General features: G+C 46.4%; 13 protein-coding genes and 1 riboswitch. Of the genes, 10 read left to right on the forward strand and 3 right to left on the reverse strand.

Annotation, left to right across the window (positions count from 1 at the left end):
• Nucleotides 1–41: 41 nt before the first annotated feature.
• Nucleotides 42–902, reverse strand: a complete 861-nt coding sequence (locus tag V5J77_RS12710; protein WP_338556316.1) for an alpha/beta fold hydrolase — start codon at nucleotides 900–902, stop codon at nucleotides 42–44.
• A gap of 351 nt (nucleotides 903–1,253) precedes the next feature.
• Between V5J77_RS12710 and V5J77_RS12715 the strand changes: the two genes are divergently transcribed.
• The 5 genes from V5J77_RS12715 to V5J77_RS12735 all read left to right on the forward strand — a co-directional run bounded on the left by V5J77_RS12715 (nucleotide 1,254) and on the right by V5J77_RS12735 (nucleotide 5,371).
• Nucleotides 1,254–2,555: a D-alanyl-D-alanine carboxypeptidase family protein gene (locus V5J77_RS12715; protein ID WP_338556318.1), complete on the forward strand. Its 1,302-nt coding sequence runs from the start codon at nucleotides 1,254–1,256 to the stop codon at nucleotides 2,553–2,555.
• A gap of 124 nt (nucleotides 2,556–2,679) precedes the next feature.
• On the forward strand, nucleotides 2,680–3,435 hold the full coding sequence (hisA, locus tag V5J77_RS12720; protein ID WP_338556320.1) for a phosphoribosylformimino-5-aminoimidazole carboxamide ribotide isomerase: 756 nt from the start codon (nucleotides 2,680–2,682) through the stop codon (nucleotides 3,433–3,435).
• 29 nt (nucleotides 3,436–3,464) lie between these two features.
• On the forward strand, nucleotides 3,465–3,743 hold the full coding sequence (locus V5J77_RS12725) for a DUF2277 domain-containing protein (protein ID WP_338556322.1): 279 nt from the start codon (nucleotides 3,465–3,467) through the stop codon (nucleotides 3,741–3,743).
• Between the two features lie 84 nt (nucleotides 3,744–3,827).
• The gene (locus V5J77_RS12730; RefSeq protein ID WP_338556324.1) at nucleotides 3,828–4,028 is read left to right on the forward strand and encodes a hypothetical protein; all 201 of its coding nucleotides are present in this window, start codon (nucleotides 3,828–3,830) and stop codon (nucleotides 4,026–4,028) included.
• Between the two features lie 110 nt (nucleotides 4,029–4,138).
• Nucleotides 4,139–5,371: an aminopeptidase gene (locus V5J77_RS12735; RefSeq protein ID WP_338556326.1), complete on the forward strand. Its 1,233-nt coding sequence runs from the start codon at nucleotides 4,139–4,141 to the stop codon at nucleotides 5,369–5,371.
• A gap of 73 nt (nucleotides 5,372–5,444) precedes the next feature.
• Here V5J77_RS12735 and V5J77_RS12740 read toward each other — a convergent pair whose 3' ends face one another.
• On the reverse strand, nucleotides 5,445–6,158 hold the full coding sequence (locus V5J77_RS12740; RefSeq protein WP_338556328.1) for a YHYH domain-containing protein: 714 nt from the start codon (nucleotides 6,156–6,158) through the stop codon (nucleotides 5,445–5,447).
• 541 nt (nucleotides 6,159–6,699) lie between these two features.
• Between V5J77_RS12740 and V5J77_RS12745 the strand changes: the two genes are divergently transcribed.
• Nucleotides 6,700–8,439: a proline--tRNA ligase gene (locus tag V5J77_RS12745; RefSeq protein ID WP_338556330.1), complete on the forward strand. Its 1,740-nt coding sequence runs from the start codon at nucleotides 6,700–6,702 to the stop codon at nucleotides 8,437–8,439.
• 91 nt (nucleotides 8,440–8,530) lie between these two features.
• Here V5J77_RS12745 and V5J77_RS12750 read toward each other — a convergent pair whose 3' ends face one another.
• Complete coding sequence (locus tag V5J77_RS12750) at nucleotides 8,531–8,875, reverse strand: helix-turn-helix domain-containing protein (RefSeq protein ID WP_338556332.1); 345 nt, start codon at nucleotides 8,873–8,875, stop codon at nucleotides 8,531–8,533.
• Between the two features lie 136 nt (nucleotides 8,876–9,011).
• Here V5J77_RS12750 and V5J77_RS12755 point away from each other — a divergent pair, with 136 nt between their 5' ends.
• The 4 genes from V5J77_RS12755 (at nucleotide 9,012) to V5J77_RS12770 (ending at nucleotide 12,885) form a co-directional block, all read left to right on the forward strand.
• Nucleotides 9,012–9,383 (forward strand): DoxX family protein, encoded by a 372-nt coding sequence (locus V5J77_RS12755; protein ID WP_338556334.1) that lies wholly within the window; start codon nucleotides 9,012–9,014, stop codon nucleotides 9,381–9,383.
• A 207-nt stretch (nucleotides 9,384–9,590) separates the two neighbouring features.
• Nucleotides 9,591–9,693, forward strand: a riboswitch (purine riboswitch).
• A 107-nt stretch (nucleotides 9,694–9,800) separates the two neighbouring features.
• Entirely contained in the window at nucleotides 9,801–10,361 is a 561-nt protein-coding gene (locus V5J77_RS12760; protein WP_338556336.1) for a phosphoribosyltransferase, read from the forward strand.
• 101 nt (nucleotides 10,362–10,462) lie between these two features.
• Entirely contained in the window at nucleotides 10,463–11,518 is a 1,056-nt protein-coding gene (locus V5J77_RS12765) for an aromatic ring-hydroxylating dioxygenase subunit alpha (protein ID WP_338556757.1), read from the forward strand.
• A gap of 254 nt (nucleotides 11,519–11,772) precedes the next feature.
• A complete protein-coding gene (locus V5J77_RS12770; protein WP_338556338.1) occupies nucleotides 11,773–12,885 on the forward strand; it encodes an MFS transporter in 1,113 nt (370 codons plus the stop codon).
• The last annotated feature ends 158 nt before the right edge of the window (nucleotides 12,886–13,043 follow it).

A 13,043-nucleotide genomic window follows, 5' to 3' on the forward strand; every position in this document is an offset into this window, starting at 1 on the left:
AGGGCGGCTGACCAGCTGCCCTTTTTCTATGGGGATACCCGTTAATCCCGTCCTGCTTCATATAGCTTCTGTGCAAGCATGCGTGGCTCGGTTTTTGCGGTAGACAGGTGGTCGCCATGCCCATATATAAGCCGGAATAGGCCGAGCCTGCTGGACATATGGGGATGCCAGCCATACATTTGATTAAATTGCGGCATAACATTATCTACGGTGAAGTACAGATAGCTTCTGGGGGTAGTGAGGCTGTAAAATTTTTTGAGATCCAGCTTTTCATAGGATGGACCGGCTGGCTCGGGAGAAATTTGGCTGTACATACGCTTGGCGAGGCCAAGGCTTGCAAGATTAACGAAGGTTTCTCGAAAAAAAGGAAAAGGCAGCATGATCGTATCATCGTTGGAGCTTTCTCGCAGCTGTTGAAACAGAGCCTGAGCAGCCGGCGGGAACTCGTCCGCTACCCGTTCTCCATCCTTCAGCACGAAGGCGTTGAAAAATACGAGCCGTTTTAGCCGATCCGGGACAAGCTCCGCCACTTTCTGAACTAAAGAACCGCCAAAGCTGTGTCCGACTAACACGATTTGCCGCAATTGATGGGCAATAATGTAATCTGCAATGGAGCGCGATAGCATGGCGTGGGTCACCGCTTTATTCGGGTCCTTGCCATGCCCGGGATACTCTGGTGTATATACCGTATGGCCCATTTGACGCAATTCGGCGGCTGTTTCATCCCAAAAGCTGGCATCCGCCCAAGCGCCATGAATGAGTACGAAAGTAAGCGGCTGCGTGGGCTCGCCTAGCTGGGCTTTCATGTGCATCGAGGCGTGCTGAGGCTGGGATTGCCAGCCATTCATCGGATACGTGCGATAGTGCTGGTGGTGATTATGGCTTGCAAAAGTAGCAGTCATCTTCATATTCCTCTCAAACTAAGATGCTCCACTATATGCCCATTCTAGCAAATAGGTTAATGAACAGCAGGGCAGGCTGCGGCTTCGTAGGCGGTCTGTACGTTGGCGGGCAGAGCAGCCACACTTTGGTTGCCTTCAAGCCTATTTGTCTGTTTAAATAAATTGTGTGTGTCGTAGCCAACGGCAAAAGCGAGGTTATATACGAGGAACTTAAATCCAGCTAAAAAACTAAGGTTGACATTCAATCATGCAGGTCTATAATTTTCATATTATCGCAAAATACCAATTATGAAAGCAAATGGAGTACAGCGATTTGGAGCGTCCAATGATCAGAAATGAGGATAGAGAACATTGATTTTTAAAATAGTCAAACCATTAATTGCAGTAATTGTCGTTTGTATACTAGCCATAAATGTGTTACTGCTCTCTGTTTCAGCCACGAACCAAGGAACACTTAGCTCATCGGGGATGTCAGACATACCGACCGTGGAATCGTTGCAGCTTAATGTTAAATCCGCCATTCTTATTGAACAAACGACGGGAGTTATACTATTGTCCATTAATGCCGATCAGAGCCTCGCGCCGGCAAGCATGGTCAAAATGATGACAGAATACATTGTTGCCAAAAAAGTTAGAACAGGAGAACTATTCTGGGATGACATCGTCACAGTCAGCAATCATGCAGCTAGAAGCGTAGGCAGCCGTGCATTTCTTGCAGAAGGCGATCAGCATACGGTAAAAGAACTGTACACTGCAATGGCAGTGGGCTCCGCGAATGATGCTGCGATTGCTCTTTCTGAGCATGTATCGGGCACAGAGCAGAACTTTGTAACACTTATGAATGAGGAAGCCACACGCATGGGACTGACTAAAACTCATTTTATCAATGCTACCGGACTGAGCCTCGCCGACATGCCAGAAGGCTTTCGCCCTGATGAAAGGGGAGAAACGCTGATGTCAGCCAAAGACGTGGCCACATTGGCGAAAAACCTTATTCAAGATGAGCCAGATTATGCTGATGTGACATCCCTTCCATTTTACAAGCTGAATAAGTCGGATAAAGAACCCGTTGTCAATTCGAACCGGATGCTAGAGAATTACCAAGCTACTCCGAGCTTTGCTTATGAGGGCCTGGATGGACTCAAGACAGGATATACCAAAAGCGCAGGCTATTGCTTTACCGGAACTGCAAAGCGCGATGGTATGCGTTTAATCAGTGTTGTCATGGGGACTCCATCCATGGAGAGCCGCTTCGAAGAGACGGCAAAGGTATTGGACTATGGATTCAACCACTTTACAATGAATCAAGTAATCCCCGCTGGAAGTTTAGTTACTGGGATGGAAACATCTCCTGTCAAGGACGGGAAACAAAAAAATGTTCAGATCGTAACCAAAGATGATGTTTATTTTATTGTCCCGAAATCAGCTTTATCTGCCCAACCTATTGCTACAGTCCATTTAGCTTCAGGCGGGCTCGCTGCCCCTGTGGCAGCTGGTACAAAAGCAGGAACGGCGACATTTACTTACGAAATCGAAGGGCACAGCATCGTACAAACAAGAACGGTTGATTTAATTACTGAGCGCACCGTGGAGAAGGAAAACTGGTTTATGCTGCTTCTTCGGTCAATTGTCGGTTGGAATCGCGCCGAATAAATTTTATAATGGAAGGGGACGAGGCAGGCGCCTCTGAGCAAGCAGGAGGAAATGAATCGCTGCAAGCATGTGCAATAAAAAATAATACGAATTCATAATTCGACTCAACTATGGGGGAATCACATTGAAATTCAGGCCTTGTATAGATATGCATGATGGAAAAGTAAAGCAAATCGTGGGCGAGACACTAAGTACGGATAAGCAGGCGGTCGTAGAAAACTTCGTTTCCAGCCATCATTCCGTCTATTATGCCGAAATGTTTAAGCAGGACGAGCTTTATGGCGGACATGTCATTATGCTGGGCGGCGGCAATGAAGAGGAAGCGGTTCGTGCGCTTCAAGCGTATCCCGGCGGCTTGCAAATTGGCGGCGGCATAAAGGCAGACAATGCGCAGCACTACCTCGCGCAAGGTGCCTCGCATGTCATTGTGACCTCGTACATTTTCAGCAATGGGCAGCTCAATCGTGACAATCTGGAAAAAATCGTCGCAGAGGTAGGCAAGGACCGATTAGTGATTGATTTGAGCTGCAAAGAGCGTGATGGCAAATGGTATGTGGTGACGAACCAATGGACGCAGTTTAGCGATTTCGAAGTGAATGAGGCAAATATTCGGATGCTTGAGCAATATTGCGATGAGTTTCTTATTCATGCCGTAGATGTTGAAGGCAAGCAGAGCGGTATTCAGCAAAGCTTGGTGAAGGCGCTGGCAGCATGGGTTACTATACCGTGTACGTATGCGGGCGGTGCTCGTTCAATGGCTGATTTAGAGCTGTTCGAAAGTTTGTCTGGCGGGAAGCTGGACATTACGATTGGCAGTGCGCTCGATATTTATGGCGGCGCATTGCCTTACAAGCAGGTTGTTGCTTACTGCCGCAGCTAAAACCCGATCAATGAGAAGGGGGAATAAAAATGTGCCGAAATATTAAGCCTTTGTTTAACTTTGACCCTCCAGCAACGGAATACGAAATTATGGCAGCCTCGCTGCAATTTGTCCGCAAAATATCCGGCTATAACGCCCCATCGAAAGCAAATGAGGAGGCTTTCCGCCTTGCAGTTGCCGAAGTCGCTGCTGCTGCGGAAAAGCTGATGGGGACGCTTGTAACGAATGCCGAGCCACGCAATCGCGAAATCGAGACGGAGCGCGCACGCGCCAAATCAGCCAAACGTTTTGGCACAGTCAACGGTTAGCAGCATTATTTAGCAGAAGATCGGGGGAGAGCGCTTATACCTCGATCTTTTTTTAGCGTAAGGAAGGGGGAGAGCAGTTCACTTATGAAATGGAAGGTCATCGCTTATGGAGACAGTCATTTAGTTTGCCGTAAAACGTGGCACTCGCCCTTATGGATGGGAATTGTAAAAAAAGACATTCGCACGGTTACGCTTAAAAATCGAACCTTTTCAGTTGAGGTGTTTGCAGACTGTTCAACGTCTGAGCTTGCCCACAAGCTTCTAAAGCTAGTGGAACGGCCATAGACTAGTCATATTTGTGATCATTTGTAAAGACGATTATAATGAAAGTAAGTTCGTAGTTCTTTTACAAATGTGCGCTGCACATTATCCAATTGAAAAGGGGAATTTTACATATGAATCCTACACAGCAGCAATTAGAAAACTACGCGGCTTTGGCCGTCAGAACAGGTGTCAATGTCCAGAAAGGGCAGACGGTTGTCCTTATGTCTCCGATAGCAGCGGCACCGCTGGCAAGATTAATTGCCGCCAAGGCTTATGAAGCGGGAGCGAGGCATGTACAAGTGGAGTATAACGATGAGGAGCTTGCTCGCATCAAATACAAAATGGCGCCGGAAGAGGCTTTTGGAGAATACCCTATGTGGCGTGCTAAGGCTTGGGAAGGGTATGTCGAGCAAGGAGCAGCGTTTATCACTATTTATTCACCGAACCCAGAGCTTCTGAATGGAGTAGATTCTAATCGGGTGGCGACAGCAACGAAGGCTGCTTCGACTGCGCTCAGCGGCTATCGCGCTGCATTGATGAATCATTCGAACGCATGGACGCTCATTTCTTATGCGACGCCAGAGTGGGCAGCTAAGGTATTTCCAGATGTATCCCCAGAGGAAGCGGTACAAAAGCTATGGGAGCGGATTATTGAGGCGACACGCATCGGTTTGGAAAACCCGATTGAGGCTTGGAGCGAGCATAATGCCAAGCTGCTGCAAGTGGTGGAGCTGCTGAATAGCAAGCGTTATCGTCAGCTGCGCTATAATGCGCCGGGCACTGACTTAACGATAGATTTGCCAGAAGGCCATATCTGGCTAGGCGGAGCTAAGGAAAATGCCAAAGGCGTGCTGTTTAATCCGAACTTGCCGACGGAGGAAGTATTTACGATGCCGCATAAGGATGGTGTAAACGGCACCGTTCGCAGCACGAAGCCGCTCAATTACAACGGCCAGGTTATCGACGGCTTCTCCTTGACGTTTAAGGCTGGTAAGGTGACGGAGTATTCGGCTGAAAAGGGCTACGAAGCGTTAGCGCATTTGGTAGGAACGGATGAAGGGGCAGCGAGGCTCGGTGAAGTTGCATTGGTGCCGCACAACTCGCCGATATCCAACTCAAATGTCATTTTCTTTAACACCCTCTATGATGAAAATGCTTCCTGCCATTTAGCGCTGGGCCAGGCTTATCCGGTCAATCTGGCTGGCGGTACAGCTATGTCACCAGAGGAGCTGCTTGCAAATGGAGCGAATCGCAGTCTTGTGCATGAGGACTTTATGATCGGTTCAGCAGAGATGAACATTGATGGCATTACGCAGGACGGATCAGCAGAGCCTATCTTCCGCAATGGCAACTGGGCAATTTAATACTCTAAAACAAAAAGGAGCGACCCTGATGCGGGGCGCTCCTTTTGTATTAAACGATGGACTAATTAACGTTTTATTTGACAGATACATGAACAGTTGATTGATCAACGGAAGTGATTTTTCCATTTACCCATTTCATGGCAGGTCTGAGAGGAAGGTAATAAGAATCGTTCGCTTTGACTGCCTTTACATCTGTGTAAGTACCGTTTAGATAAATTTTATAAGTTGTATTTTGAATAAGCAACTTATTTTTATTTTTTTTCAGTATAATATCTTCATTCGATGCAATGGAAAGGGAAAATCCAAATGCTTTTGAAAAGTCGCGCAGTGCAATGTAAGATGTATCATTAATGCTGATTAGGCTTTTGCTTGGTGTAAACGTTTTATTATTAATCGACAGATTCAAATCAAGATTAGTATAAATTTGGCCGCTATCTGTATAGTAGTTACAGTCCCAAACTCTTTCATAGTAATTATAATAAGTGTCACTGGAAGTATAACGATCTTCTACCTTTTTGCAATGGGGGTAGGGGGCATATTGATTGTTAATTACATTGACTTTTGTAATTGGTGTTGAGGAGCTTGAACTGGACGAACTAGAGCTGGATGACGAACTGCTGCCGCCATTGTGAGTATGATAACCTGTACATAAGCCTTTTGCTTGCGATTTTGCCGAGCAGTTATGTCCACCACTGCTGTCTGTGCGTCCGGAATGTGCAAACGCTGAGGATGTCATCATACAACAAACGAGTACACATACAAGATAGATTGCTAAATTCTTCTTCATAAAAAACCTCCCAATATTTATATTTTCTATTTGACGTATTTATAATACCATATATACAGATACGAATAGCGTTGCATTTATAATTTTCGAAAAAATTATTTTTAAATTTCTCACACAACGTGAATTACAGTTGTAATTTGGATGTAAAGCAAAATATCGTTGTCACACCAAAATTTATTCGAAAATGAACCCCTTGACTCTTACGATGTTTTCAGTTATTGTAATTGAAATTATAAGGTTCTAAATAAGGATATACTGCAATAGCGTTGACCAAGAAAGAAGCGCTCAAGCTTCGCTGTCCAGAGAAGAAACCCGCAGGCTGCAAGGTTTCTCGTCGCGAACGAGCCTTTTCCTGCCTTGCGAGCTGCGACGGGAATTCAACCGTTGCCGGAGCATGCCGTTATCATGTTTGAGGAGCGCGAGGCTTATTGTTTGCTTTGCGGTCAAACTAGGGTGGTATCACGACACATTCGTCCCTGACGATGTGTCTTTTTTTATTTTTCATACAAAGTCGTTGAATGAACAAAGGGGAGTGCGGCTCATGCGCCAAAGTCAATTATTGCTTCATACATTACGGGATTCACCTGCGGACGCTGAGGTGATAAGCCATCAGCTTATGCTGCGTGCTGGTTATATTCGCCAGCTGGCTGCGGGGATATATACCTATATGCCTCTTGGAAGGCGCGTGCTGCGCAAGGTGGAGCAGATTGTCCGGGAGGAAATGGACCGAGCAGGCGCTCAGGAGCTGCTTATGCCTGCGATGCAGCCAGCTGATTTATGGCGGGAATCTGGACGCTACTCTGTCTATGGACCAGAGCTGATTCGATTGAAGGACCGCCACGAGCGTGAATTTGCATTAGGGCCAACGCATGAGGAGGTCATTACTTCCTTGGTGCGAAATGAGATTAGCTCTTACCGGAAGCTGCCAGTTACCTTGTATCAAATTCAAACGAAGTTTCGAGACGAGCGCCGCCCGCGTTTTGGATTGCTTCGCAGCCGGGAATTTCTCATGAAGGATGCCTATTCCTTTGATGCTGACTGGGAGGGATTAGACGCCTCCTACTGGAATATGTACCTTGCGTATGAACGGATTTTCAATCGCTGTGGCGTTAATTTCCGTGCAGTTGAAGCTGATGCCGGAGCCATTGGCGGAGAAGGCGGGACGCATGAATTTATGGCGCTTGCGGATATCGGTGAAGATACGATTGCCGTATGCGACAGCTGTGCGTATGCAGCCAATTTAGAAAAGGCGGAGTCTGTGGCAGCGACGTTCGAGGAGATGCCAGCAGGCGGGGCGCTTGATGACGGGACGCCAGTGGAGAAATTTTATACGCCAAATATGAAGACAATTGACGAATTGGTTCAGGCGCTTGATGTTAATGCAGCAAATATTATTAAGACGATGATTTGTCTCGTGGATGAGCGCTTAGTCGCCGTGCTTATTCGCGGCGATCATGAGATGAATGAAATTAAAGTGAAAAATGCGCTTGGTGCCGAAAATGCAGCAATTGCCGATGCCGATACCATTCAGCGGCTAACAGGAGCGCCTGTCGGCTTTATTGGCCCAATCGGTCTTGAGCTTCCCTTGCTGGTTGATGAAGCTGTTATGAGCATGACGTCTGCCATCGCAGGTGCCAATGAACTAGACTATCACCAACGTCATATCATTCCTGCACGGGATTTCACTCCTCTGCAAATTGGCGACTTCCGAAATGCGGCACAAGGAGATGGTTGTCCGCGCTGCGAAGAAGGAAAGCTGCAATTTTTTCGCGGCATTGAAGTGGGGCATGTGTTCAAGCTTGGCACCAAATACAGTGAACAGCTTGGCGCTGCTGTTCTGGATCAAGCAGGCAAAAGCATGCCAATGATTATGGGCTGCTATGGGATTGGCGTATCCCGCATTTTATCTGCGGTGGTAGAGCAGCATCATGATGCTGCTGGAATGGTGTGGCCGCTGGCACTTGCGCCGTATCATGTACATCTGATTCCGATATCGGCGAAGGATGAGACGCATATGAAGGTCGCTCAGCAGCTATATGACGAGCTGCAAAGCAGCGGGGTGGAAGTATTGCTCGATGATCGGGAAGAGCGACCAGGCATTAAATTCAAGGATTCGGATCTAATCGGTATTCCGCTGCGTATCGTTATTGGCAAAGATGCGGGGCATGGGCAGATCGAATTTGTTCAGCGCCTTGGCAATCAGAAGGAGCTTATCGGTACTGAAGAAATTGGCGAGCGCGTGAGGCAAATTTTAACCAACCATTATAGAGCTAGGACATAGGCGTATTAAAAAGAGCATTCTCGTTATTGAGTATGCTCTTTTTATGCTGCTTAGCTTAGAGCTACGTTCAAAATCGTGTCAGGCTAGCTCATCATTTAACTTCGCGGCTCTCACCATAACGTTCATTGAGATGCTCAATATGGGATTTCCCCCATTCATTCATGGCCTGCAGCAAGGGGCCCATTCCCATGCCGTATTCCGTAATGGAATATTCAACCTTGGGAGGGATTTGCAAATATATTTCGCGATGAACGATGTTATGGTATTCTAATTCCCGCAATTGCGAGGTAAGCATTTTTTTCGTAATGTCCGGCAGGGCCTTTTGGAGCTCGCTGAATCTCATCGTACCTTGCGAAAAAAGCTGATACAAAATAATAGGCTTCCATTTTCCTACTAGAATTTCTAATGCCGTTTCAACCTTGCAATCCTCGGGCATATGCTCGTTCTCCTCTTTCGTAGCTTAGGGTATCTTTTTGTATACTAGGTTTAATTAAAGTTCCTACTTCTAATAAATTACTCTAGAGCTTATTATACATCTATGATTTAAACATACTCAAGGAGGAATCGTTAAGATGAAATGGCTTGTACGAATATTGCAAGGACTGCTAGTGCTTGGATTTTTAATGTTTGGGTTTATGAAGGTGAGTGGAGATAGTGCCCAAGTGGCGGCCTTTAATGACATTTATGGATATGGTACAGCATTCATGTATGTTGTGGGAGTTGTTGAGATTTTGGGAGCTGTCGGATTGTTGATCGGCTATTGGAGAAAGCAGCTGATCCCTATCTTTAGCGGCTTATTGGCTGCTGTTATGGCAGGAGCTGTATTTACGCATTTTAAGGCTGGTCAAGGATTTGAAGCAGCGGGCATGCCACTCATTTTGCTGGTATTAGCTTTGATCGTGCTTTTCGGACAAATTAAGCTGCTCGCTAATGACAGACCATAGGGAGTCGCAAAGCTTGCAGAGCTTAATCGAGGAAAATATATCGGTAGTCTAAGACAGTATTGACCTGTCGATGACTGCCGCTATTTCTATTACTAAGGTAATTCTAGCAACTATGTGGTAGATAACATTACATAAAAATCGTCATTGACAGTGGAGAAGTGTGGTGTTATTATAATGAAAGATTTTAATGTTAGATAAGTTAACATTAAATCATAAAAACGTTATTCTTGTATAAGCCCATTAATAAGGTATGGGCGTTTCTACAGGCAACCGTGAATTGCCCCAGGCTACAAGAGACTGTTAGCGACTCATTTTTCCTGTTTAGCCATGCCCTAGGGCGGATTGTGGCAGGAAGATGAAGCTGAGGTCTCCTAGGTCTGGGGTTTTTAATTAGAGAAATGTAAGGGAGAGAACCATATGAGCCTCACAAACGCCAGACTATCCGAATCCATTACGAATGCCAGAACGGTTAAAATCCAGAAAACGAAGGATACCTTTTATGATTTTAAACTTTATCCGTTTGGCGAGCGGGGAACGTATATCGCTCCAGAGCTTATAAATGAAATTACCGAAAATTTGGCGGTGAGCATTCAGGACCATTTTCAGGATTACGATTATATCGTTTCGCCGGAGCCCGGAGGTCACACATGGGGAATGCTTGCGGCGTATAAGCTGCTGAAGCCAATTAACATTTTAAGACTGAGCACAGATTTATATAAAGATATTCATTTGGAGGCCAAGCGCGAGACGGCGTACAACGAGAATCGCATTTGCTTTGATGGCTTTCAAGCAGGCGACCATATTCTGCTCGTTGATGATGTAATCAGCTCGGGTGCAACGATTCGCTCGATTGCTGCCCAGATGGACACGATGGGAGTCAAGCTTGTCGGCGTGCAGGCGATCATAGCCAAAGGCGAGCATTACCGCAAGCTGGAGGAAGACTTGAACGTTCCGGTACGCATTCTTAGCCAAGTTTAATTGTAACGCACGATAAACAGGCAGCTTAAACTGGTAGCCTTTACAGGCACGCATTAGACTAAGCGGTTAATTACGATAAAGAGGTGAACGATATGACAATAATGGAGCAAAACACGACGGCAGCAGCTAAAAAAAGGGAAGAAAGCGATTTACCGCGGAATTGTACCTTTAGTCCTGAGGATTGGCATGTATTAGCGCAGTATTGGTATCCGATTGCAATTGCAAGTGAGATTGCGGATAAGCCAGTGGCCGTAACGCTGCTTGATATGAAGCTCGTCTGCTATCGCAGCGGCGATCGAGTCGTCGTCGCCCGTGACCTTTGCTTTCACCGCGGAGCTCCGCTAAGCAAGGGCTGGATAGAAAATGGCGAAATCGTGTGCCCGTACCATGGCTTCCGCTACAATTGCGAAGGCAAATGCACGGCGGTACCCGCGCATCCCGATTCACGCATTTCTCCTAAGCTAAAGCTTATCACCTATCCGGTCGTAGAGCGTTACGGCTTGATCTGGACGTCTCTGATGTCCTTAGAGGAAAATATTCCGGCCTTCCCCCACTGGGATGATCCCGATTATTTGAATATTTTGGTGCCGAGCTTTGATATTGCCGGCTCTGCTGGTCGCCAAATGGAAGGCTTTCTGGATGTGTCGCATTTTGCTTATGTGCATACGGAAACGTTCGGCGACCGCAATAACACCGAGGTGCCGCAGTATAAGGTGAAGCGGGAAGGGCAGGAGCTGCTTGCCGAATATTGGAGCACGGTCAGCAACTATGGCAAGGGACAGGATAATCCAGCACCAGATGGCTTTATGTGGCTGCGCGAATTCCGTGTTTTCCCGCCATTCGCTGCATCGCTTACCGTTTATTTTCCAGATGAGGGGAGACTCCATATATTAAATTGCGCCTCTCCCGTATCGGCCCGCTATACAAGGCTTTTCTGCCCAATAACGCGAAATTTTGATAAAGATGCCCCGATTCAGGCTACGATTGATTTTAACTTGAAGGTGTTCCAGGAGGATGCCGATATGGTCGAAGCACAAACGCCGGAGGATTTGCCGCTTGATCTTCAGGCGGAAGCACATATTCCGGCAGACCGCACCTCAATCGCTTACCGCCAGCTGCTAACGGAGCTTGGTCTAGGCAAAAACTACACGTCCTAATAACCTTTATATAGGGAGGTTCGTTAACAAGCAGGAAACAAGGGGCTAGCCTTCCGGGCTGGCTCTTTTCCTGTTTTATGGCGAGTTCATTTGTAATTGTGCTTTTTTTAGCTGGAAAGCAGATTTTCGGCTGCTGCTAATGATAAAGTAATAGAGAATAAGATTTGATGCTGACTTTGGAGATGACAACTTGAGAAAATTGAGTCTTTATTATTTTTTTTTATTATTTAGCTTTATCATCGTTTGGTCCATACATGAGTATTTATTTAAGTGAGAAGGGTATAAGTCTCATCAGCATTGGCCTGATTTTGTCGATGCTATCGCTAACAGGAATTCTCGCACAGCCGATAATGGGGATTTTAAATGATCGATTATCCGATCCCAGACGTATCCTGCTGCTGTGTCTGCTGCTTACGCCTTTATTAGCATGCGGTTATTATTTTTTTGATACGGTCGTTGCGTTATGTTTAGTGTCCTTCTTCTATGCGATGTTTCAATCGTCCACTGCGCCATTGAGTGATGTGCTGACGGTTGAAATCGCGAATAGTCAAGGATTTTCCTTCGGCAGCATCAGGCTTTGGGGTGCGCTGAGCTTTGCGCTCGGCTCGTTCATTACCGGGTTTGTATATGGCAACATCGGATATAGTGCCAGCTTCATTAGCTATGCATTACTTATGGTTGTGGCACTCATAACGTTTTATACCATCCCGTATAAGGCGGTAACGAGAGCGAAGGTGTCTGTGAAGCAGCATGCTTCACAAATCTTGAAGCATCAAAGCTTCTTGACCTTCGTGCTGTTCAGCTTTCTTATTTCTACGTCGATTGCGATGAATTTCAACTTCCTTCCGATTTACTTCAAGGAGGCAGGCTTTGATAAAGGCTGGATTGGGGCTGCTTACAGCATTGCCGCTATTATTGAGGTTCCAATGTTCTGGTTCGCGGTTAAGCTGCATAGACGCTTTGGTTTAATTTCAATGATGATGCTGGCTGCTTTTTGCTACAGCTTGAAATGCCTCGTTATGGCTTTCTCCACTCAGGTGGGGCTGGTGCTTGCGGTACAGCTGTTTGATGGCATCGCCTTTGCATTCATGGCAAGCGCTTCGGTTGAGGTGATTAATCGCTATGCGCCAAGCTATGCCAAAGCGACGTATCAGACGTTATTTGTGGCGCTCACTTCCGGCATTGGAGGAATTATTGGCAGTGCCCTGGGAGGAGTCGTCATTGCGAGTTGGGGCGTTAACAAGCTGTATTTACTGCTGTTCAGCTTATGCTTTATTGCGATGGTCGGTTTTACAGCAAGGCGCAAGCAGCTAGAGCCTCGTCCTGCCGGGTCGGCAAACCAAGTAGGAAAAAGGATTCCCTCTTAAATGTAGAGCAGCTGCCCAGAAGTCATTTGGGTCTTTAAATCAGGTTTATATTTACAAATATAGGTTTGGTGTTATAAACTGAAAGTGCTTTCATTCAGAAGCTTTAACAGGATCGGTCCATTATGTAGTTGAAGGGAGTGAGCGGCATGAACAGCCGG

It is taken from the genome of Paenibacillus sp. KS-LC4, assembly GCF_036894955.1.
In the GTDB taxonomy this organism is placed as follows: Bacteria; Bacillota; Bacilli; order Paenibacillales; family Paenibacillaceae; genus Pristimantibacillus.

Coding starts and splice junctions, on each gene's coding strand:
- V5J77_RS12730 (WP_338556324.1), top strand. CDS start 3,828: ATGAAATGGAAGGTCATCGCTTATGGAGACAGTCATTTAGTTTGCCGT.
- V5J77_RS12755 (WP_338556334.1), top strand. CDS start 9,012: ATGAAATGGCTTGTACGAATATTGCAAGGACTGCTAGTGCTTGGATTT.
- V5J77_RS12770 (WP_338556338.1), top strand. CDS start 11,773: ATGAGTATTTATTTAAGTGAGAAGGGTATAAGTCTCATCAGCATTGGC.
- V5J77_RS12760 (WP_338556336.1), top strand. CDS start 9,801: ATGAGCCTCACAAACGCCAGACTATCCGAATCCATTACGAATGCCAGA.
- V5J77_RS12750 (WP_338556332.1), bottom strand. CDS start 8,875: ATGCCCGAGGATTGCAAGGTTGAAACGGCATTAGAAATTCTAGTAGGA.
- V5J77_RS12745 (WP_338556330.1), top strand. CDS start 6,700: ATGCGCCAAAGTCAATTATTGCTTCATACATTACGGGATTCACCTGCG.
- V5J77_RS12710 (WP_338556316.1), bottom strand. CDS start 902: ATGACTGCTACTTTTGCAAGCCATAATCACCACCAGCACTATCGCACG.
- V5J77_RS12740 (WP_338556328.1), bottom strand. CDS start 6,158: ATGAAGAAGAATTTAGCAATCTATCTTGTATGTGTACTCGTTTGTTGT.
- V5J77_RS12765 (WP_338556757.1), top strand. CDS start 10,463: ATGGAGCAAAACACGACGGCAGCAGCTAAAAAAAGGGAAGAAAGCGAT.
- V5J77_RS12725 (WP_338556322.1), top strand. CDS start 3,465: ATGTGCCGAAATATTAAGCCTTTGTTTAACTTTGACCCTCCAGCAACG.
- V5J77_RS12735 (WP_338556326.1), top strand. CDS start 4,139: ATGAATCCTACACAGCAGCAATTAGAAAACTACGCGGCTTTGGCCGTC.